The organism is Streptomyces monticola (assembly GCF_042665355.1).
In the GTDB taxonomy this organism is placed as follows: domain Bacteria; phylum Actinomycetota; class Actinomycetes; order Streptomycetales; family Streptomycetaceae; genus Streptomyces; species Streptomyces monticola.
In genome coordinates this window covers 201,852-222,327 of record NZ_JBHTCF010000007.1, presented here as the reverse complement: position 1 = coordinate 222,327, position 20,476 = coordinate 201,852, and the positions used below count along the sequence as shown (strand labels likewise).

The following is a 20,476-nucleotide window of genomic DNA, read 5'->3' as shown; positions in this document are numbered from 1 at the left end:
CGTGGACCCGTGTGTCCCTACGCCCTTCGTCCTTGCGTCCCCTACATCCGGCTGAGGGAGGCCGCGGCCGACAGCACGTCCCGGATCGCCTCACGGTCGCCGTCCTGCCCTGCGGCCGCCTCTTCGGGGGGTACGTGTCCGGCGGCGAGCTTGCAGAACTCCACGCCGTCCAGGGCGACATGGGCCACTTCGTGCTCGGAGGAGCCGACAGCACCCGGCGAGTCGAGCGAGATCAGCCACTCGCCCCCGCCGTGCCCTTCGACTTCGAGCCGCAGGCTGCGCCCCGGAGCACCGGCGGCGACCAGGCGCTTGGCCGGGTTGGCGAGCCCGGAGCGGCGCCGCTCGGCGATCGCGGACGGCAGCATACGGGCGGCGAGGTCGATCATCCGGTTCAGATGTCTGGGCGCGGGCGGCTCGTACGGATAGTCCACGGCCTCCGCGATATCGCCCGCGTGCACCCAGCACTCGAAGGCGCGGTCGAGCAGCGAGTCCCGCAGGGGCAGGCTGAACTCGCCGTAGGGCACGGCGAGTTCGGCGGCGCCGCCGCCCGCGAAGGACACGGTCCTGATGATGGTGTGGCTCTGCTCCCGCCAGGGCATGCGGACGCCCCGGGTGGGCGGGAACCGGGACGCGGTCCAGTACGCCTCGGTGCGCGAGGTGGGTGTCTCCGCGCCGGTCATGACAGCTCGGGCGGCGGCCGGCAGCGGATCGTCGAGGCCGAGTGCCACCGCCACCAGGCCGTCGACGGTCAGGAGGTGCGCGATGACCCCGGCGACGGTGGTGCGGCGGTTGACGGCGCGCTCGTCCTCGTACCACTTGAGCCGCACCGGAGCGTGCCACTCGCCCTCGCCGAAGTCCTGCAGGAGCGCGTCGAGCCGCGCGGTCTCGGCGTCGTACGGAGAGGCCCAGTCGGGTACGGGTATACGCGGCGGCCGCCGGTCGAGGCAGCCCGCGAGCACGCGCGAGCGCAGACCGGGGTCGAGGTCGAGGCTCTCCTCGGGGTGAAGGAGGCCGACCGCGTCCCGCAGCCGCAGGGCTTCCTCGGCGCAGGTGCCGCAGGTGCCGAGGTGCAGCTCGACGGCCGCGGCCTCGTCGGCCGAGCAGGCGGACAGCGCCCAGGCCCCGAGCAGGGACTTGAGGACCTTGTGCTCGAGGACGGGCGGCGATGGCGCCTGGTTCATGGGCTGTGCGGGCAGCTCGGGCAGCGGGTGTCCGGTGTCCTCTATCGAGGCGCGGGGAGGCGGTATGCGGGGGCTGTTGGCCTGTGGTCCGCCCTCCTCCTCGTGCCCGTCGTGCGGCTCGAACGGGTCGGCGTTCACAGCGCCCTCCCGTAGCCGGGCGGCGGTGCCGCGGCGGGCCGCTGTTCATTGGCTGTGGAGAGCAGCTGAAGCCCGAGCCGCAGCCGGCGCCGCGCCTCGTCCTCGGTCACACCGAGGTCGGCGGCGGTCTGGCGGTAGTCACGCCGCTGGAAGTAGGCGAGCTCGAGTGCGGCGCGGAGCGGGGCGGGCATGGACGTCACGATGTAGTCGGCGCGGGCGGCGACGGAGGCGCGGCGCACCTTCTGCTCCATGTCCTCGGTGGTGCCGTCCCCGCCTTCGGCGAGCGCGGCGGTCTCGGCCTGCCGCAGCCGCTGCACGGCCTGCCGGTGGGTGAGCCCGGCGACCCAGGAGCGCAGGGAGCCCTGCTTGGGGTCGTACGCCTCGGGGTTCTCCCAGACCTGTGCGAAGACATCGCGGGTGACGCGGTCGGCGGCGTCGTCATCTCCGAGCACGCGGTGGGCGAGGCTGTGCACGAGGGAAGCGAAACGGTCGTACAGCTCACCCAGGGCGGCGGCCTCGCCCCGCGCCAGACGCTGCTGCATTCTGCGGTCCCAGCGAGGCGGTGCGTCCTTCGCCATGTGGCCCCCTCCTGCCGCGCGACCGCGTACGTGCGTACTTGCCCGCGTACGCACCCGCTCGGAACGTACCCGTGAACCCTCCATCGAATGTAGTGCGAGCCACCGACAACGCACCTTGTCTTTCCCGCATTACGGCAATGTGCGTCGCGGGAGCGGCTGTGGATGGTAGTGACGCTGCTCACGTACGACGGACGAAATGGGCCCTTCAGGGCCGTCTCAGGGCTGCCCCCGGTCCCGCCTCAGGGCGCGGGACCCGACCGAAACCCGACCGACCTAGATCGAATCAGTCCATATGTGATAGGCGTGATAGGCAGGGGCGATGGTGGGCGGGGTGTTTTACCTCGCGGCAGTGGGGGCAGCCGCGAGGGAAGGAAGCGTAAGGCAGGCTTCCGGATGCGGTTCGTACGGCGACGGCGCCGGCCCTTCCGAAGGCTGAACGACCCGAACCGTACGCGGCGTACGAGGCGAACGAGAGGCGGCGTGGCGGATGGCGCTCCAAGTGACCGAGGGCGAGCAGGGCGGCTGGGCCGTCATCCAGGTCAGCGGTGAGATGGACCTGGTGACCTCCCCGATCCTGCGCCAGCGTGTCCACGACGCCGTGGCCGACGGCCGCCGCAGCCTGGTCCTCGATCTCTCCGAAGTCCTCTTCTGCGACTCCTCGGGCGTAGGAGTGCTGATCGCCACCCGCCGCCTCATCCGCTCCTGCCAGGGCCGCCTGCGCCTGATCCTCCCGGCCCAGGGCGCGGAGGACGGCTCGCACGTGAACCGCGTCCTCGCGGCGCTTGGCGTCCGCCGCCTCTTCGAGGTGTACCCGGACGCGGGAGCCGCGGTGGTGGACTCGGCCCGGCCACTGTCGGCGTAGGGACAGGGTTGCGTGGGCGGGCCGAGGCTCAGGCGCTCGCGACGTTCCCGGGACCGAGGCCCTCGTTGCCCTCGCTGTCCTCGTTGCCCTCGTATTCGTCGTTGTGCGGCCTGAAGACGAACGACGAGACATCGCCGTCCAGATCGATGGTGAGCCCCGCATCCAGCGCCGCGGCGAGTCGAGTGAGCAGGGGCAAGGTCGGCACGGAGTCCCCGCCCTCGATGTTGGAGATCTGCGGCTGAGTCATCGAGGCCCGCCGCGCCAACTCGCTCTGGGACAAGCCGAGGGCGGCCCGGCGGTCATGAACGGCTTGGCCGAGCGCGAAGGCGTACCCGGCGTCCAAGTAGGCCTGCGTCTCCTCGACCCGCTCGCCAAGGAGCTTCTTGGTGCGCCGGGTCTTCCACTGGGAGTGGTTCATGAGCGTTCCTCCTTGTTCCGGTCGTAGGTGTGCTCGGCCTTCGTGTGCAGCGCCTCGCACACCTCCTGGGCCTGCTGAGCGCGGTGCACCTCCGCGTCCTCCCGCATGCGGGTCTTCCGGAACACCGTCAGCAGCACGATCCGTTGCTGAGGGGCGAGCCAGTAGGTGATGCGTACGGTGCTTCCCGCCATGGTGAACCTCAACTCGCGTACTTTTCCGCCGAGGTGGCGGGAGTAGGGCTCGCCCAGGGTCATGGGCCGCTCTGCCAGCATGTCGGCCGCGCGCTCCACCTTGTCGTAGTGAGCATCCGTCAGCAGTGCCAGCCACTGTCGGACCTCGGGCTCGATCTCGATGCTCCAAGGCACATCCACCCAGCGGAGTATACAGAAATCTGTATAGCCGTTCTCTGGAGAGCGGGAAGCCGGGCAGGGGCCGGTGACGGCGCGTTTGTAGGCTGCACGGCATGGAGCTGGGGAACGGGGCGACTCCGGGGGCGACGCCGGGGCCGATATCGCAGGTACCGCAGGTACCGCAGGTGCAGGGCGGACAGCAGGCGCAGGGCGGGCGGGGCCCGGCGGGGGAGTTCGGGCCGCCGCTGCCGATGACGCCGCCGGCACCGGCCTGGCAGGCGCCGACGCCGGTCGAGCAGCGGCTGTTCGAGGCGAAGACGCGCGGCGACTGGGTGGCGTACTTCGACGTACTGGCCGAGTCGCACCTCTACCACGCGATGCCGCGCGGCCTGGCCGAAGCCAGGGGCAACGGCGACGGAGTCACCTGGACCCCCTTCTGGAGCCCGGCCGTCGGCCGCCACTGCTTCGCCTTCGTGACCGAGGGAGTCCTGCCCGCCCCCGTACCGGACCCGGTCTTCTTCACCACGGACCTGGGCACCATCGCGGACCAGTGGGGCACGGACTCCCGCTGGGTGGCCGTCAACCCGGGCACCCCGTGCGAGGCCTATTTCCCGCCCAACCCGCCCCTGTGGACGTTCCACGCCGACCGCGCCCGCGACGTCCCCTGCTGCACAACATCCCTGCGCACCCTGAAGGTCGGTTCCCCACTCCAGGGAGAAGTGGCCCACGGCCTGGCCTGCGGCGCGCTGCTCTCGGTCAACAACGGCTACCTGTGGAACGCGATGGCCTGGCACGGCCACGGCTTCTTCCGGGAGCGCCGCACCCTGAAGGAGTGGTGGGGCGTCACGAGCCGTGAAAAGTGGCACGAGTACCAGAACGACCTGCTCTCCGGCGAAATGGCCAGCCGGGTCTGGGAGTTCGTACTCGAAATACGCAGAGCGCTGTCCCGCCAGTACGGCGGCTGGGTCGATCCGACGCTGTGGCGGGAGACGGCTGAGCGCGTGATGCGGGGCAACGCGGCGGAACGTGGAGAGGACGCCCCCGAGCCCCAGATCGCCGGCGTGAAGCAACTCATCGGCCGCATCACCCGCTACGAGGCCCGCTTCCGCGCGGATGGCATCCTCACGGAGAGGGGCCAGGTCCGCTCGGTCCTGGCCTGGGACTACGGCCGCGCCGCCAACATGGCCCGCTGGGCCCTCGCCTCCCGCTACTGCGACCTCCCGGAAGCGGAAGCAGCAGTCCGCCGCGCCTCCCGCGTGGCCAAGACGGACTACAACTCCTGGCAGGACTTCGCCGCGGGCTACGTCCTGGGCCGCTGCCTGCACTTCGACGAGGAACAGTTCGGCGACTGGTACACGGACATGCTGACGGCGTACCGGCTGCTGATGGAGTCACCGGAGAGTCCGTGGCTGACGATCCCGTGGAAGTAGGCCTGGCACACGAGCAGCACGCAGCACGCAGCACGCAGCACTCAGTACGCAGCACTCCACGCCCGCTGATTACCCGGCGACGTATGCCTTGGCGGCCTTCACGAAGTCGTCGATCTCCCGACGGGTCTCGTCCCGTCGTGCGTCCATCTCGTCCCGCCCCTGGGCCTTGTGTACGAGGCTGATCCGCTCGAACGCGCCCCGCGCCTGCGCGATCAGTCCCTCGTCGTCGGTGAGCATCTCGACCCGGAACAAGGCGTCTTGCGCCTGCGACCTGAAGTCGTACGCCCGTCTCCGGACGTCCACCTCTTCCTCGTCGGTCCGCTGCTCATGCTCGAAGAACCACCGATGCACGAGGCTCCGCCGGTAGTTGACGAGAGATCCCGCATACGCGCTGTACGCATCGAGCCGCTCCTGCCGCATCTTCTCCCGCCGCGCGAACTCCTCGGTGCGCTGAAGTGCGCGCCGCTGGAACCTCTGCGTGATGGCGACACCGAGGAGGGTGCCGAGGACCGCAATGACGCTGGCTATGGCCTCCATGGGAGCAGTGGACCATGGACGGGGCGGGCGGGGCGCGGGGTTGTGCGGGAGCTGCGGTCAGCCGATCGGGCGGCGCAGTTGCTCGCGTACTTCCAGGGCCCGGGCGGCGGCCTGCTCGAGGTCGATGTCCTCGGGGGCCTTGGTCACGGTGGCGGAGGTCATCTCGGAGACGACAGCGGCCGTGTTCTCGTCGGCCCAGGCGCACATGGGGACGGTGGTCGTGTTCCCGCCCTGATCCATGGTCAGGACCTGGCAGCTCACCGTCAGGCCGTCCGACCCGGCCGGTGTGATCTCCTCGGCAGGGACGGCGACGGTGGCGTTCTGGCCCTGCCCGCCGCCTCGCATCATCCCGTTCCGCATCCCTTCGGGATTCCGGATCTGCCCGTACATGCCGGAGACGGTGAGGCCTCCTGCCTGCGCGCCGCCCTTCGCGCTGTACATGGCGGCGACGCCCTTCCAGTTCTTGGCGTCGCTCCGGTCGAAGGTGCCGTCGTCCCCGCGGGCGGAGCCGGACAGGTCCTTGGCCAGGGTGTAATCCCCGCCGAGGAGACCCTGCGGGAGCGTGAGGCGGTACTTCGCCTCGGGGTAGGAGTCGGAGGGGCCTTCCCCGCGGGAGGCGGCGGTGACCGCGATCGTCCCGATGGCGCCGAGTATGAGGAAGCCGACGATGCTCAACGTCACGATCAGCCCGGTGCGGGACTTCTTTGGCGGCGGCCCCATGGGCGCCCCCATGGGGGGAGGACCACCCCACCCACCGGGCTGGCCCGGTTGCCCCGGATACGGCGGCTGACCGTAATACCCGGGCTGGCCCGGAGGCATGGCCTGCCCCGGGTATCCCGCCTGAGGCGGCTGGCCATACGGCGCAGGGCCCTGCATTCCGTATGGCTGATGCCCGCCTTGCGGCGGTGGAGGCACTGACATGCGGATTTACTCCCCCGTGAGTCATGAGTACTGCGTGCTGCCGAGTCGCATCACCGTATGACAGGCCACGAAAGTGAGGGTGGCGGGGGCGAGTTATGGCCGAAAGGCAGGTGCAGGCTTTCCTCATACGGCTACGCCCACTTCGCCCTTTCCAGGCCTGATACTCCGCGTCACCCCACGAGATGTCATCGCACCTTTGCTCCAGAGCCTGCTGAATGGCTGTATCAGATCGGTCTGTTGCCAGACGTCGCGTGGATACGCGACGGCTCATGGGTCCGTATGCCGAAGGACCTGCGGCCGGCCGGTCGGCCGGGCACGGCATTCAGTCATCCGCCGAGTCGACGCGACTGAAGTCATCAGACTCCGAATCCGCCTCAGACTCCGACACTGATTCCGCATCCGAATAGGGCAGACGCGCACCCCGGCTCTCCGCCACCCGCAGAACGTCACCCAACGCCTCGGTCAAGCGACGGACCGCAAAGCGCAGTTCACCCGGGGACGCCGTGGGACAGTCGAGCAAGCTGGCGACGTGGTCCAACAGATCGTGGCCTATGGCGAGTTGAATGGCTTCGGTACTGTCGGCAATACGGGACAGGTAGCCATACCCATCACCCAGCAGAAAGCACGCTTTGCCGTCCGGTGTGGACCAGGGCAGGAGCCGCATGGTGTCCGGCGGGTTCATCGGACAGGCACCTCAATTCCATGAATCAGCCGGGCCCCGATGTCGGTGCTGATGCCGTGTACGGCGAGCCACAGCTCTCTCCTCTGGGCACGCTGACGCTGAGCTTCCTGCCTCGCCTCGTACTCGATGACGTATGGACGTACGGGCCGAGTGTCCTCTCCACGTAGAGGACGGTTGAGTTCCAACACGTCGGGTGATAGCGGAAGTTGGGTTCCGGCGGGCTCGTAGAGCGTCGGCCCGCGTAGGACGCATGCCGCCCCGACCTGACCGCTCCGATGGCGGCCCTGGTGAGGGGCGAGAAGCCGGAAGACCCGGTTGGTGAGCTGGGCGAGGGTGCCGCGCATGTGTGCCTGCTTCCGTCGGATGGGCCCTGGGATGTGTGAACCATGGTCCGGAGCCGTGGTGACCGCTGCGACGGCACGGAAGGCGTCATTCGGGCGTCACTCGAAGGCGTCAAACCGGTGTCATTGGGGGCCGTCCGGCGCTACGGTCGATGGCATGACGACTGAGGTGCACGCGCCGAACGACGTACTGCGGGCTGTCCGAATCGGCCTGCGCCTGAGCCAGGACGACCTGGCCAAGGCCCTGCGTCGGGCCGGTGATGAGCTGGGGGAGCCCAATGACGCAAGCAAGCGGCTCGTGCAGCGTTGGGAGGCGGGCGTCAGCCGGGCGCCGCGACCCGTCTACGCCCGAGCACTTGAACGCGTCACGGGACGCCCGGTGGAGTCCCTCGGCTTCACACTGCCGGTACCCGTGGCGCGGGTGCACGCGGATGGAAAGGGAGGTCATGACGTGGATGCCGATCCGGAGGGCGTCGCCGCAGCGGGCGGCACCTCGCAAACTGCCGTGCAGGCGGCCGCAGTTGCGGCCACGGAGAACTACTCCGGTATCTGGCTGTCGCGCTACGAGTACTACAGCTCAGGCCGTGACGAGACGTACGAGGGCAAGCACTACGTCGTGGTGCTCCAGCACGGCTCCCGGCTGACCGGCCAGAGCCTGCCCGGCGCTTCCGCCAACCCCGACAGCCCGCTGTCCCTCGACCTGACCCTGGACCGCAACGTGGTCACGGGCACCTGGACCGAACAAACGGCCCGCGAGGGCTACTACCAGGGCGCCCGCTACCACGGAGCGATCCAGATGCTGATCGAACCGACAGGCCGCCGCATGGCGGGCAAGTGGATCGGCTTCGGCAAGGACTTCGACGTGAACTCGGGGCCTTGGGAGTTGCTGCTCGTGGAGACGTCTACGAGTAAGGCGGCGTTGGAGCGGTTCAGTCGGGTTCCGGATTAGGGGCGGTTCGCGCCTCTCATCGGCCAGTGGCAGAAACCCACTCATCAGCCCTCACAATGCTGGGCCCGGTGACCTCCTCGGCACCCGAGACGAACGCAGCCCACCGAGCTCATTGCAGGCAAAGAACGACTCACCCCAACTGTCCACCCAAATGCGCGCCTCCCGGTCACCAGAGACCGTGAGATCCCACCACGACCAGCCGCGGAACTCGGACTCCGGGTCGAACTGGTACAGCCACTCCTGCAAGTCCCATCGCTGCTCGGACACGGTCGAGGCGTAACCGCGCATTCCCTGCTCGGCAAAGCCTGGAATCGCTGTGTCTGCACCGCGGCTGGCGGATCTGAACCACTCGGGAATGGAGTCGATGGGCAGGTCCTCGCCATCGAAGGGCTGTGACACTGCCAACTGCAGGGCGATGTCAAGTACAGACCGCAAGCGGCCACTGAATTCCTCGACCGGATCGTTGGTTCGCACGTCAAACGCGCAGAGCACTGGCGGCGCATCCTGCACTGTCGGCTTGCGGTGGAGCCGCAAACGTTCATGCTCTATGTCTTCGATCTCGTGCAGCATTCTGGAAATAGTCCATCAGGGGTTCTGTTGAGGTGCTTATGGGTTCGAGATGAGGACAACCCAGTAGTCGTACTCCTCGGATGTGACTCCGCAAATGCTCTTGCCATCACTTGAGCGAGCGATGAACTCGATGTTGCCTCGGTCATCGGTGAGGCGAGACATGTCGGTGTCGGGAGTGAGACGCACTCGGACCCATCCCACACCAGAGCTGCCGGTAGTGACGGCGGTGAGCAGGAAGGTGCCGTCATCTTCGATGATTCCGCCGGCCTGAGCGCGGTTCAGCCAGAGCTGAGTGATTTGAGCAAGATCGGAGCTACTCAGCGGGACGGTGTCAACGGGCTCCACATCAATGTTGGCCATCTTCATCCAGGCCTGTTCGATTGTTGGTCCGGTTTGGTTCCGGTAAATCTCCACCACTTCAAGGTTTCCCGATCGGATCTTTTCCTTGAGGGCCTGTTCTGCCTGAGTCACAGTTGCTCCTGGAAGCTATTTATGTCGAGGAGTCTAAGATCCCCAACCTTCCTGGTAAAAGAAGTGGTGGTCCCCTCCTTGTTTGTTAATCTTTGCGTACCTCTCCATGTTCTCGGGGTATCCTACCGTGCCGTCCGGCCGAATCGTCCTGGCGTTATCCCATCCAAAATTAACAAAGGACCTCATTTGCTCTTCCAGGGTCATCCCCTTGGGAGATCCGGCATGGAAGTGCGGGCCCGCTTTGTCGAAGGTGTGCTCCACTACGACTCGAGACCCCGAGGGTGTTTCGAACTGTCTGAAGTGGCCCCAGTGTGTGGGGTTGCTTGAATATGTGTAGCCCGGTGCATGCTTGAGGTCCCTATTTCCAGTAACTGTCCACTCTGCGTCGGGAGTTGATCCGTGCGGGACGCCCGCGGCTTCGAAGACTGCCCGTTCTGCGTCTTGCCTGTACTGGAAGGGGTTTGATGCTTCTCCCCTGGGAGGGCACGGGCTAAGTCCGAGTGGGTCGATCCAGGCGTGGGGGTTGCTGACGTATGTAACAGGATTGGGCGCCGCGTCGAGTCCAAGCGGGTCTTGGGTGAGATAGCGGGCGCATTCGGGATCGTAGCTACGAAAGTAGTTGTAGTGCAGCCCGGTTTCCTGATCAAAATATTGACCTGGAAACCGGAGGGGCGTGTAGGAGGTTGCCCGCCGATTCCATACCGTTGCGCCCCAGAGGGTCGTGCGGGCGCGCCAAGTGACCTCACCCTGCTCGCCCAGGAGTTCCGTGGGCGCCCCGACGAGGTCCGTGACGATGGCGTAGAAACGTTCGTCGATTTCTGACTGCTGAGCATCAGCGTGATGCGTGGTTATCTTGCGTTCGCTCTGCGTCAGCGGGCGGAGCCCGTCGTGGTCCCACGTAAGCGATACCGACTCCGGGGCACCGGAAGCGCGGCTCGTCTGCTCGCAAAGCGTCGTCCCGTCCCAAGTGAAGTCGACCTGTTCCGCGACCACTTCGGAATCAGCGAGCCGTTGCTTAGCTATTCGCCGCCCCAGCGCGTCATACAGATACCGCCACCGAACCCCATCCGGCGTCACCACCGACGTAAGCCGGTCCTCCGCGTCCCACGAGAAGTGCCACGTGTCCGGCTTCCGCGACAGGCGGGGCTTCTGGCGCAGGATGGTTCGGCCCGCCGCGTCGTGCTCGTAGCGGACTCCGCCTGCCGTGCGGATGCGGGTTCCCACATAGGAACGCGGGCCCGTCGCCTCCTGGCTCGGCATCCGTGATGGCCATGACGCCTCCGTCTGGTTGCCGGCCTCGTCGTAGGCGTACGTCTCCGTCCAGCCCTCCGCGCGCACCGCCGTCACCCGGCCCGCCGCGTCCAGGTCGAAGCTGCGGGAGCCGTTCAGCGCGTCGTCGATGGCGGTGAGGTTGCCGTCCGCTCGGTAGGTGTAACTGCGGCTCTGCACAGGGTCGTTGGAGGGGCCGAACAGGTCCTGTTTTGTCAGGCGGCCCGCCGGGTCGTATGCGTTCGTGAGGGTCAGGGACTCGCCCAGCGTGCGGGACAGTTCCCGGCCCGCCGCGTCGTGCGTGAACGAGATCGTGCGGCCGGAAGTGTGCAGGGAGGTCCGGCGCCCACCCGCGTCGTATGTCCATGAACTCACCGCGCCCGCCGGGGTCCTGCGGTCCACCCGGCGGCCCAGCTCGTCGTACGTGTACGTCAGCGTCCGGCCGTTGACCGTCTCCGACAGCACCCGGCCCGCCGCGTCACGTTCCAGTTCCAGGACCGCGTCCTGGTTCACGGCCCGCGCGAGGGCGCCCGTCGTGTCGTAGTCGTACGTCGTGATCGCGCCCGCGGCGTCCTTGCGGACCGTGCGGCCCAGGATGTCTCGTTCGAAGCGGATCACGTCGCCCATCGCCGTCGTACGTGAAGTCAGCCGGCCCGCCGCGTCGTGCGCGTACGTCAGCGTGCGGTCGTCGAAATCCGTCTCCGCGATCAGGCGGCCGGCCGGGTCGTAGTCGTAAGTCCACGTCAGACCCTGCGGGTTGGTGACCTTGCGGAGCTGTAGCTGGGTGTCGTGCTCGAATGCGTAGCGCACGCCGTCCGGGCCCGTCCGGGCCGACAGCAGGTCGAAGTGGGTGTATTCGAAACGCGATACCGCGCCCATCGCGTCCGTGTGGGTCAGGCAGTTGCCCTCGCCGTCGTACGTCCAGGACTCCGTCGAGCCGTCGGGGCCCGTGCGGCGGGAGAGCCGACCCTCGACCGTCCACTCCAGGTGCGTCACCGCGCCCAGCGAGTCCGTGATCGTCACCGGACGGCCGAAGGCATCCCTCTCATAGCGCGTGACAGCGCCCATCGGGTCCGTTATCTCCAGGGGCAGGCCCGCGGGATCGCAGCGGACAGCCGTCGTCGCGCCCAGGGCGTCCGTGATGCCCGACAGGTTGCCGTGGGCGTCGTACGTGAAGCGTGTCCTTGTGCCCGAAGCGGCATCCGTGACCGAGAGGTGGTTCCCGTACTCGTCGAACTCCTGGTACGTGCAGCGCCCGTCCGACTGTGCGATCACCGTCGGCAGGCCGAAGTCGTCGTACGCGACGCTCGTGTACGAGCCGTCAGGGCGGACCACCATCGTCGGGCGGCCCGCGGCGTCGTACGCCTGACTCACCGTGCGGCCGAGCGCGTCGGTCGCCGTGAGTTCGTGGTCCTGCTCGTCGTATGTCTTGTACGTCGTGGCGCCGTCCGGGCCGGTCTCCGCGACCACGTGGTACTGGCTGTTGACCAGGAAGCGCGTCGTATGGCCGAGCGAGTCCGTTGCCGTGACGACCTGGTGGCCCGTTTCCGGGTCCGTCGTGTCGTACGTGTACGTGCTCGCCAGGTGGCCTTCCTGGCCGGACTGAGAGGTGCAGCGGTGCCTTTCGTCGTAGACGTAGCTGTACGTCGAGTCGTTCGTGTCCGTCCAGGAGGTGATGCGGCCCAGGGCGTCGTTCGCGAAACGTGTCGGCAGGCCGGAGGAGTTGGTCACCGACGCGAGATGGCCGTCCGTGTCGTAGCCGAAGCGGACCAGTTCCTGGTCGCCGCCGTCCGGAGCCCCGCCCGCCAAGTGCAGGGCCGTGATACGGGCGCCCTCGGTGGTGATTAGGAGCCGGTGGCCCGCCGAATGCGTGATCCCCGTGGGGGCGCCCTCCGCGTCGTAGTCGAAGGTCAGGTACTGGCCCGAGCGGTCCGTGATCTGGGCGAGCAGGGCGATGCCGTTGCCGTCGCCGCCAGGGCCCGCGAAGTGCCAGGCGCGGCCGTGCTCCTCGTCGATGACCGAGTAGTCGCCGTACGGGTCCACGACCAGGGGGTAGCGGTCGCCCTCGAAGGGGAGGACCGGGACGCCCGGCGCAGGGTGCGGATAGGCCAGCAGCGAGCCGCCCTCGCGGACGAAGATGACGCCCTCGGCATCGATTTCCAGGCGCTCGTCGGCCGTTGAGGACCACGACGGGCCGAACCAGCGGCCCGATCTGTACGCGGATTCGAAGCGGCGGGTGAAGAGCAGCGGAAGGCGGCCCGGGAGCGACACATCCGTCTGTGGGAGCAGCATGCGGCCCGTGGCGATGTCGATCGGGTCACCGAAGATGCGGCACTTCAGCCTTTTCGCCGCCTGTGCGAGTGACTCCCGGACCGTGCTCCGGGCCGCCCCCGAAACGGCGCTCTTGCCCGCGGTCTTGGCCAGGCCGCCCGCGCCCTTGCCGCCGATCAGGTTCGCCGCGAACTTGCCGAGCGCCTCTCCGGGATCGCTGGTCCAGCCCGCCCCGATGAACGCCTTCGGCAGCCGCTCCGGATGCGCCACCGTCCCGGCGAGTCCGGCGCCCAGGAGCTGCATCTGGCTCATCCACTGGCCGGGGTGCGTCAGGTTGTACGGGTCGATGGGGTTGACCGTGCGGGCCAGGGCCACCGTCTCGCCCAGACCCTTGAGCGCGCCGGCCCCGAAGTGGGCGAGGTTCATGGCGTGGGACTGGACGCCGTCCGTGAAGTTGGCGCCCACGCGGTCGATGAACTCCGGCTTCGGCGGAGCCGCTTCGAGGGCCCTCTGGACGCGGCGGCGTGCGTCGCCGGCCGCCTCGGTGCGCTGACGGCGCGCCTCGTCGAGGATCTCCTGGGCCTCCTTGCGGCCCGCCGCACCCGGGTCCTTGAAGTCGCCGGGCGCGGTCGGCTCGGGGCCCGGGTCGGCACCCGTCATCGCCAGCCGGGTGTAGTCGGTCGCCGCCGTCTCGTACTCGGCCACTCGCGCGTCGTGCGCCTGCGCCGCCGACTGGGTCGTCTTCTGCGCGCTCTTGAACGTCTCGATCGCCGCGACCGCCTGCGCCTGCGACCACTCCACCGTCTCGGCGTACCTGCGCAGGGCGCTGGACGCGTCCTCGCAGGCGTCGGCGGCCTTCAGCCACTCCATGGGCTGCATGTCCCACGCTTCGCGGAAGGCGTCACCCGCCTTGCCCTGCCAGGCACCGGAGTCGAGGGCGGCCAGTCCGCGGCCGACCTTCTCGAACGCCGCGGCGAAGTCCTTCAGCTGCCCCGCCCGCTTCTCGATCGCCGGGGCACTGCCGTGGATGAGCTCCTTCGGGTCCTCGCTCTCGCCGAGGCCGCGTTCCGCCACATCGCCGCCGAGGCGGTTGTTGACGCCCTCACCGACGTCGCGTACGCCCTCCGCGGCCGAGTCCGCGCCCACCGCGCCGAGGCCGTCCGCGGTCTTGTCGGCGGCCCAGCCGACCGCCTCTCCGGTCTTCTCCTTGACCGTGTCGATGGCGCCATCGGCTGCGTCACCGATGCTGTTGAGCGCGTCACCGAAGCCCATCAGCGCTCACCTTCAATCAGGGTGGCGTCCTCTTCGGGCGTCCCTTCGGGGGCCGCTTCCGCTCCGGGCGGGCCGTCCCACTGCCACTCCGTGTTGTCCTGCCAGGGCGTCCACGGGGAGGATTGGAAGTCCTGGCCGACCTGCGACCAGGCCTCGTCAGCCTGCCGCTGACCTTCGACGATCGACTCCGCGCTGTAGTCCGCGTCCTTGATGTGGCCGTACGGCGTGGCCCCCACGATCGCGTCCGTATAGGACTGGTCCCGGATCTCCTCCTCCGTCGCGTACGGATTGCCGCCGACCTGGTTCAGAACGCCCTTGAACGTGTTTCCCAGGTACTGCTCCTGCTCGTGGTACATGCCTGCCGAGAGGTCGAGGCCCACGGCGAACTTGTTGGCGTTCTGCATCAGGGTCCGTATGCCCCAGCCCCATCGCTCGCAGAAGTCCCCGAACGTCTCCTGCAGGCCCTTGTCGCCCACCTCCAGGCCCGCGAGCTCCAGTTCGTCGAAGCCGCGGCCCAGATTCGCCTCGACGTCGAAGCCGAGCTCCTTCAGCTCGTCCATCGCCAGATTGATGCCCTTGGTGATCTGGGCCATCGCGTCCGTATCGGCCCGGAAGCCGTCACCCGAGCTCACGCCGCACCCCCGTCGGCCGTAGCCGTATCCACTGCCGTCGTATCCGCTGCCGGCGTATCCACCGCCACCGCGTCCGGGACGATCCCCTGCACCGGCGGCAGCACCATCGGTGCTTCGCTGCCCGCGTCCACCGCGATACCGACCGGGCCGTCGATGGCGGGAATCACCTGGTCCAGGAGGCGCGCGCCGAACACCGGCAGCCACTCGTCGACCTTCTCGGGACGCTGCGCGGCGAAGCGGTCGAGCGTCTCCATCCCCGTGAAGGCGAACAGCCAGCGCACAGGACCGATCGCGACGGACAGCACGGCCCCGTCCGCCACCGGCACCAGCACCTCGCTGCGCCGGAACTCGCCGACCAGGGAACGGAGATCCCCCTCCCCGCTTCTTGCAAGGTCCGTCAGCTGACGTGCCAACACCTCAGCCCGCACACCGGCCACCCCCGGCCACCCCCGTAGCTCATCCGTTCAGTGCGTACGCAAAGACTCATTGCAGACGCGACCAAGCACCGTAACCGAAGGGTCCGAGAACCGGACAGGGGTGCCCGTGGGGGGTCGGCCTGCGTGGCGTGAAATGGCTCACCCGGCCCTTGTGACCCCCCTCTCCCGTGAGGGGCTTCGCGTTTCGGGCGGAGATCGGCGGGGAGGGACGCTGGCCGGAAGCGGACTGTCGAGGGGACTGTCGCGGTTTCTCTGCGGTCTTGATACAACCCGGGACGAACCCGTGACTTTCAGGGCCCTGGACTCGCCCCGCGACGTACGCTCCGTCCTGAACGCACTGCAACCCACCTGATCAGTGAGGCCGAGAGATGGACAGCGCACAGTACGAGCGCAAGATTGCCGCCCGCTTCGCGAGCTTCGACCAGGACGGCAACGGCTATATCGACCGCGAGGACTTCAGCTCCGCGGCGAAGGCCGTGCTTGCCGAGTTCGGTACGACGGCCCGTTGTGACAAGGGGCAGGCGCTCTACATCGGGGCTGAGGCGTTCTGGCAGGGCATGGCGGGGATCGCCGATGTCGACGGGGACCAGCGCGTGACCCGTGAGGAGTTCGTCACGGGCGCGGTGAAGCGGCTGCGTGACAGCCCGCAGCGGTTCGCCGAGATCGCCCGGCCGTTCCTGAAGGCCGTCGTCGCAGTCGCCGACCAGGACGGCAGGGGAGCGACCCCGCAGGCCGCCGAGCGGGTGCTCAAGGTGCTCGGCGCCGACGCCGAGATCGCCGCGGCCGCTGCCGCCGCCCTCGACACCGACGGTGACGGGCGGATCTCCGAGGACGAGATCCTCACCGCCTTCGCCGCGTACTTCACCACTCCCGCGCCCGACGCGTAGGTCACCACCCTCACGCCCGACGCCTAGGTCACCACCCTCACGCCCGGCGCGTAGGTCACCACCCTCACGCCCGACGCGTAGGTCACCACCCTCACGCCCGACGCGTAGGTCACCACCCTCACGCCCGGCGCGTAAGTCACGGCCGACCTGCGCCAAGTACCAAGCACCCCTACGCGTACCGCTCCCGCAGCTTGTACTTGAGCACCTTCCGCAACGTCTCATTGCGCGGCAGGGCCTCCACCACCTCCAGCTGCTCCGGCAGCTTGTGGGTCGAGAGGCCCTCCCCGCGGAGATAGGCCGTGATCGAGGAGAGAGTCAACTCCTGCGCCCCCGTGGGCTGTTCGATCACCGCACAGACCCGTTCCCCGCGCTCCGCGTCCGGCAGTCCGATCACCGCCGCGTCGCCCACCGCCGGGTGCCGGTGCAGCAGGTCCTCTATCTCCTTCGCCGAGATGTTCTCGCCCTTGCGGATGATGACGTCCTTGGAGCGGCCGGTGAGGACCAGATGGCCGGAAGCCTTCACATGGCCCAGGTCGCCCGTGATCAGGAAGCCGTCCGAGTCGAAGGCCTCCGCCGTCTGGGCCGGGTTGAGGTAGCCCTTGCAGACCGCCTCTCCGCGCAGCCGTACCTCCCCGTCCGTGTCCGGCGGCAGCGGCTTGCCCTCGGGGTCCGTGATGCGGATCTCCATCCCGGCGGGCGGGCGGCCCTCCGTCGCGGCCAGGTTCTCCGGGGTGTCGTCGGGGGCGCCCATCGTGATCATGGGGACCTCGGTCATGCCGTAGCCATGGGTGAGCTGGCAGCCCATTTCGCGTACGACCGCGTGGTAGACCTCCGGCGGCTTCGGGGCGCCGCCGCCGGCCAGGAGCCGGAGGGAAGGGATCAACTTCCCTTCCGGCGCCTTGCGTTGCTCCGTCAGGAACATCGAGTAGAAGGCCGTCGAACCGCCCGCCGTCGTCACTCCGTGGCGCCGGTAGCCGTCCAGGGCGTCCGGCAGCGCGAACTTCTCGAAGAGCACCGCCGGGAAGCCGTACAGGAGCAGCATGACGAGATAGTCCGGGCCCCCGATGTGTGCGAACGGGAAGGCTATCGAGCCGACGTCCGAGGACGACAGGTGCAGGGCGTGGGCCAGGCAGGAGCCGCCGGCGATCAGTGAGCGGTCCGTGTGCAGGACGCCCTTGGGGTCCGATGTGGTGCCCGACGTCCAGTAGATCCAGCGGACGTCCGTGCCGTCGGCGGGCGGGGCCGGCAGCGCGGAGGGGTCGGCCTCGGGGAGTGTGGCGTACGCGTCGAAGGTGCCGCGGGCATCGAGCCTGCGCGCCATCTCCGGGTAGTCGAAGCCCCGCCATACGCCCGGCGTCGCGAAGAACTCGGCCTTGGACTCGCGCAGTGCGAAGCCGACCTCCTTGTCCCGGTAGAAGGGGATGACGGGGGTCTGGACTGCGCCCAGGCGGGCCAGGGCGGCGGAGAGCAGGATGGTTTCCAGGCGGGTGGGGAGCTGCCAGGCCACTACCGTGCCGGGGCGTACGCCCCGTTCGTACAGGCCCGCCGCCACCCGCTCGGCCCGGTCGCGCAGCCCGGCGAAGGTGAGGGTGCGGTCATCGGCCGCGTCCGCCTCCGCCTGGATCAGGACCGGGCGGTCGGGGGTCAGTTCGGCCCGGCGGCGTATCAGGTTCCAGAAGGTGGTCGAGTCGCTCAACTCGTGTGCTGTCCCGCCCATTCCCCAGCCCTCCGCGGTCCTGCCTCGATGTCTGACGGGCTGTCAGATTGTCGCAGAGCGTAGGGCTCCATGGCTTGTCGGTCCAGAGGTGCGAGGGCTAGCCTCTATCTGACGACCCATCAGAAACGGGTGCCGGGCGGTCACTCCTACTAGGACAGGACGACCGCTTCAGGCTCAGGTGAGGGGACCCCCATGGAACTGCCTCGGATCATCAGTGTCGACGACCATGTGATCGAACCCGCGCACCTCTTCGAGACCTGGCTGCCGAAGAAGTACCAGGACCGTGGGCCCAAGCACCTCACCGCCGGGATCGGGGAGCTGGAGTACATCGGCGGCAAGTACGTCATCACCATGGACCCGGACGGTCCGCCCACCGACTGGTGGATCTACGAAGACCTCAAGTCCCCGTACAAGCGGAATATCGCCGCCGTCGGCTTCTCCCGTGACGAGATGACCCTTGAGGGGATCACACGTGACCAGATGCGGCGGGGGTGCTGGGACCCGAAGGCGCGCCTGGCGGACATGGACATCAACCATGTCGAGGCCTCGCTCTGCTTTCCGACCTTCCCGCGGTTCTGCGGCCAGACCTTCGCCGAGGCCAAGGACAAGGAGGTCGGGCTCGCCTGCGTGCGGGCGTACAACGACTGGATGGTGGAGGAGTGGTGCGGGGACAGCGGGGGCCGGCTCATCCCGCTCTGCCTGATCCCGCTGTGGGATATCGACCTGGCCGTCGCGGAGATCAAGCGGAACGCGGCGCGCGGCGTCAGGGCCGTCACCTTCTCCGAGATCCCGACCCATCTCGGACTGCCGTCCATCCACTCCGGCTACTGGGATCCGTTCTTCGCGGCGTGCGAGGAGACGGGGACCGTCGTCAATATGCACATCGGCAGCAGCAGTCAGATGCCGGCCGCGTCACCGGACGCGCCTCCGGCCGTGCAGGCCTCGCTCAGCTTCAACAACGCCATGGCCTCGATGATGGACTTCCTGTTCAGTGGGGTGCTGGTGAAGTTCCCGCGGCTCAAACTCGCCTACAGCGAGGGGCAGATGGGCTGGATTCCGTACGCCCTGGAGCGCGCCGACGACGTGTGGGAGGAGCACCGGGCCTGGGGCGGCGTCAAGGATCTCATCCCCGAGCCGCCGTCCTCGTACTACTACCGGCAGATCTTCTGCTGCTTCTTCCGCGACAAGCACGGCGTCGAGTCGATCGAGACCGTGGGGGTCGACAACGCCACGTTCGAGACCGACTACCCGCATGTCGACTCGACCTTCCCGCACACCAAGGAGGTCGCCCTCGACCATGTGAAGGGGCTCGACGACGAGACCGTGTACAAGCTCATGCGGGGCAACGCCATCCGCATGCTGGACCTGGACTTCGACAAGTAGCCGGGCCACGGGCATGGACCTCACCTACAGCGAGGAAGAGGAAGCGTTCCGGGCGCGGCTGCGCGAGTGGCTCGCCGCCACCCTGCCGCAGCTGCCGCCCAGGCCGGACCCGGCCGACTGGCCAGGGCGCAGGGCCTATGACCTGGGCTGGCAGCGGCGGTTGTACGACGCCGGGTACGCGGGCCTGCACTGGCCCGTCGACGCGGGCGGGCAGGGGGCCACCCCCACCCAGCACCTGATCTATCTGGAGGAGACCGAGCGTGCGGGCGCACCGTACGTCGGCGCCAACTTCGTGGGCCTGCTGCACGCCGGGCCCACGATCGCCGCCGAGGGCACCGCCGCACAGCGGGCCCGCTGGCTGCCGCCCGTGCTGCGCGGCGACGAGGTGTGGTGCCAGGGCTTCAGCGAGCCCGACGCGGGCTCCGATCTGGCCTCGCTGCGCACGCGGGCCGTGCGCGACGGCGACGACTACGTCATCAGCGGCTCGAAGATCTGGACCTCGCACGCCGAGGTCGCCGACTGGTGCGAACTGCTCGTCCGCACCACGCCGGTGAGCGAGACCGTGCCCAAGCACCGCGGCATCACCTGGCTCGCGCTGCCCATGGACGCGCCCGGGGTCACCATCCGGCCGCTGCGCACCCTCGCGGGCTCCACCGAGTTCGCGGAGATGTTCCTCGACGAGGTGCGGGTGCCGGTGGGCAACCGGGTGGGCGACGAGAACGACGGCTGGCGCGTCACCATGGTCACCCTGTCCTTCGAACGCGGCACGGCCTTCGTGGGGGAGGTCGTCGCCTGCCGCCGCACCCTCGGCCAACTCGCCGCCGAGGCACGCAAGAACGGCCGCTGGGACGATCCGGTACTCAGGCGCAGGCTCGGCCGTCTGAACGCCGAGTTCAGCGCCCTGTGGCGGCTCACCCAGTGGAATGTCGGCGAGGCGCAGCGCACCGGAGGCGTCCCCGGCGTCGGCGGCTCGGTCTTCAAGCTCCGCTACTCGCACGCACGCCAGGAGCTGTACGACACGGCCGCCGAGGTGCTCGGGCCCGACAGCCTCGACCTCGGCCGCGAGTGGAACCTCGACCGGCTCTCCTCGCTCTCGTACACCATCGCCGCCGGCACCTCGCAGATCCAGCAGAACATCGTGGCCGAGCGCATCCTCGGCCTGCCGAAGGGGCGGTGAGGT

General features: G+C 68.5%; 20 protein-coding genes. 7 read left to right on the top strand and 13 right to left on the bottom strand.

Going from position 1 to position 20,476, the window contains the following annotated elements:
- Positions 1 to 41 precede the first annotated feature (41 nt).
- On the bottom strand, positions 42 to 1,319 hold the full coding sequence (locus tag ACFQVC_RS19055) for a zf-HC2 domain-containing protein (protein WP_381831662.1): 1,278 nt from the start codon (positions 1,317 to 1,319) through the stop codon (positions 42 to 44).
- The gene (locus ACFQVC_RS19050) at positions 1,316 to 1,897 is read right to left on the bottom strand and encodes a sigma-70 family RNA polymerase sigma factor (RefSeq protein WP_381831661.1); all 582 of its coding nucleotides are present in this window, start codon (positions 1,895 to 1,897) and stop codon (positions 1,316 to 1,318) included. Before ACFQVC_RS19050 ends, ACFQVC_RS19055 begins: the two co-directional genes overlap by 4 nt.
- Positions 1,898 to 2,384: 487 nt before the next feature.
- Here ACFQVC_RS19050 and ACFQVC_RS19045 point away from each other — a divergent pair, with 487 nt between their 5' ends.
- Positions 2,385 to 2,759, top strand: coding sequence for an STAS domain-containing protein (locus ACFQVC_RS19045; RefSeq protein WP_381831660.1), 375 nt, complete (start codon positions 2,385 to 2,387; stop codon positions 2,757 to 2,759).
- Positions 2,760 to 2,787: 28 nt separating this feature from the next.
- Here the strand turns inward: ACFQVC_RS19045 and ACFQVC_RS19040 are convergent, their stop codons facing one another.
- Both ACFQVC_RS19040 and ACFQVC_RS19035 read right to left on the bottom strand, forming a co-directional pair.
- A complete protein-coding gene (locus tag ACFQVC_RS19040) occupies positions 2,788 to 3,177 on the bottom strand; it encodes a helix-turn-helix domain-containing protein (protein WP_381831659.1) in 390 nt (129 codons plus the stop codon).
- Positions 3,174 to 3,548, bottom strand: coding sequence for a type II toxin-antitoxin system RelE/ParE family toxin (locus ACFQVC_RS19035; RefSeq protein ID WP_381831658.1), 375 nt, complete (start codon positions 3,546 to 3,548; stop codon positions 3,174 to 3,176). Before ACFQVC_RS19035 ends, ACFQVC_RS19040 begins: the two co-directional genes overlap by 4 nt.
- Before the next feature lie 92 nt (positions 3,549 to 3,640).
- Between ACFQVC_RS19035 and ACFQVC_RS19030 the strand changes: the two genes are divergently transcribed.
- Positions 3,641 to 4,957 (top strand): DUF1266 domain-containing protein, encoded by a 1,317-nt coding sequence (locus tag ACFQVC_RS19030; protein WP_381831657.1) that lies wholly within the window; start codon positions 3,641 to 3,643, stop codon positions 4,955 to 4,957.
- Positions 4,958 to 5,026: 69 nt separating this feature from the next.
- On the opposite strand, the gene ACFQVC_RS19025 is transcribed toward ACFQVC_RS19030, so the two are convergent.
- From ACFQVC_RS19025 to ACFQVC_RS19015, 3 genes are all read right to left on the bottom strand, one after another.
- Entirely contained in the window at positions 5,027 to 5,494 is a 468-nt protein-coding gene (locus tag ACFQVC_RS19025; protein WP_381831656.1) for a hypothetical protein, read from the bottom strand.
- Positions 5,495 to 5,551: 57 nt separating this feature from the next.
- Positions 5,552 to 6,214 carry a hypothetical protein gene (locus ACFQVC_RS19020; protein WP_381831655.1) on the bottom strand — a complete coding sequence of 221 codons (663 nt, stop codon included), beginning with the start codon at positions 6,212 to 6,214 and terminating at the stop codon, positions 5,552 to 5,554.
- A 523-nt stretch (positions 6,215 to 6,737) separates the two neighbouring features.
- Positions 6,738 to 7,097: a hypothetical protein gene (locus ACFQVC_RS19015; RefSeq protein WP_381831654.1), complete on the bottom strand. Its 360-nt coding sequence runs from the start codon at positions 7,095 to 7,097 to the stop codon at positions 6,738 to 6,740.
- Between the two features lie 20 nt (positions 7,098 to 7,117).
- Here ACFQVC_RS19015 and ACFQVC_RS19010 point away from each other — a divergent pair, with 20 nt between their 5' ends.
- A complete protein-coding gene (locus ACFQVC_RS19010; RefSeq protein ID WP_381831653.1) occupies positions 7,118 to 7,264 on the top strand; it encodes a hypothetical protein in 147 nt (48 codons plus the stop codon).
- A gap of 331 nt (positions 7,265 to 7,595) precedes the next feature.
- Positions 7,596 to 8,387 (top strand): helix-turn-helix domain-containing protein, encoded by a 792-nt coding sequence (locus ACFQVC_RS19005; RefSeq protein WP_381831652.1) that lies wholly within the window; start codon positions 7,596 to 7,598, stop codon positions 8,385 to 8,387.
- Between the two features lie 51 nt (positions 8,388 to 8,438).
- Here ACFQVC_RS19005 and ACFQVC_RS19000 read toward each other — a convergent pair whose 3' ends face one another.
- From ACFQVC_RS19000 to ACFQVC_RS18980, 5 genes are read right to left on the bottom strand one after another with little or no spacing between them, the layout of a single operon-like run.
- On the bottom strand, positions 8,439 to 8,957 hold the full coding sequence (locus tag ACFQVC_RS19000; protein WP_381831651.1) for a hypothetical protein: 519 nt from the start codon (positions 8,955 to 8,957) through the stop codon (positions 8,439 to 8,441).
- 36 nt (positions 8,958 to 8,993) lie between these two features.
- Positions 8,994 to 9,428: a hypothetical protein gene (locus tag ACFQVC_RS18995; RefSeq protein WP_381831650.1), complete on the bottom strand. Its 435-nt coding sequence runs from the start codon at positions 9,426 to 9,428 to the stop codon at positions 8,994 to 8,996.
- 33 nt (positions 9,429 to 9,461) lie between these two features.
- On the bottom strand, positions 9,462 to 14,240 hold the full coding sequence (locus ACFQVC_RS18990) for a putative T7SS-secreted protein (protein ID WP_381831649.1): 4,779 nt from the start codon (positions 14,238 to 14,240) through the stop codon (positions 9,462 to 9,464).
- Entirely contained in the window at positions 14,240 to 14,872 is a 633-nt protein-coding gene (locus tag ACFQVC_RS18985; protein ID WP_381831648.1) for a hypothetical protein, read from the bottom strand. The genes ACFQVC_RS18990 and ACFQVC_RS18985 overlap by 1 nt, the downstream gene beginning before the upstream one ends.
- On the bottom strand, positions 14,869 to 15,309 hold the full coding sequence (locus tag ACFQVC_RS18980; RefSeq protein ID WP_381831647.1) for an SseB family protein: 441 nt from the start codon (positions 15,307 to 15,309) through the stop codon (positions 14,869 to 14,871). Before ACFQVC_RS18980 ends, ACFQVC_RS18985 begins: the two co-directional genes overlap by 4 nt.
- Positions 15,310 to 15,677: 368 nt before the next feature.
- Here ACFQVC_RS18980 and ACFQVC_RS18975 point away from each other — a divergent pair, with 368 nt between their 5' ends.
- A complete protein-coding gene (locus tag ACFQVC_RS18975; protein WP_381831646.1) occupies positions 15,678 to 16,196 on the top strand; it encodes an EF-hand domain-containing protein in 519 nt (172 codons plus the stop codon).
- 169 nt (positions 16,197 to 16,365) lie between these two features.
- On the opposite strand, the gene ACFQVC_RS18970 is transcribed toward ACFQVC_RS18975, so the two are convergent.
- Positions 16,366 to 17,913, bottom strand: coding sequence for a class I adenylate-forming enzyme family protein (locus ACFQVC_RS18970; protein WP_381831645.1), 1,548 nt, complete (start codon positions 17,911 to 17,913; stop codon positions 16,366 to 16,368).
- A 192-nt stretch (positions 17,914 to 18,105) separates the two neighbouring features.
- Between ACFQVC_RS18970 and ACFQVC_RS18965 the strand changes: the two genes are divergently transcribed.
- On the top strand, positions 18,106 to 19,296 hold the full coding sequence (locus ACFQVC_RS18965) for an amidohydrolase family protein (RefSeq protein ID WP_381831644.1): 1,191 nt from the start codon (positions 18,106 to 18,108) through the stop codon (positions 19,294 to 19,296).
- A 13-nt stretch (positions 19,297 to 19,309) separates the two neighbouring features.
- Complete coding sequence (locus tag ACFQVC_RS18960) at positions 19,310 to 20,473, top strand: acyl-CoA dehydrogenase family protein (protein ID WP_381831643.1); 1,164 nt, start codon at positions 19,310 to 19,312, stop codon at positions 20,471 to 20,473.
- Positions 20,474 to 20,476 lie beyond the last annotated feature (3 nt).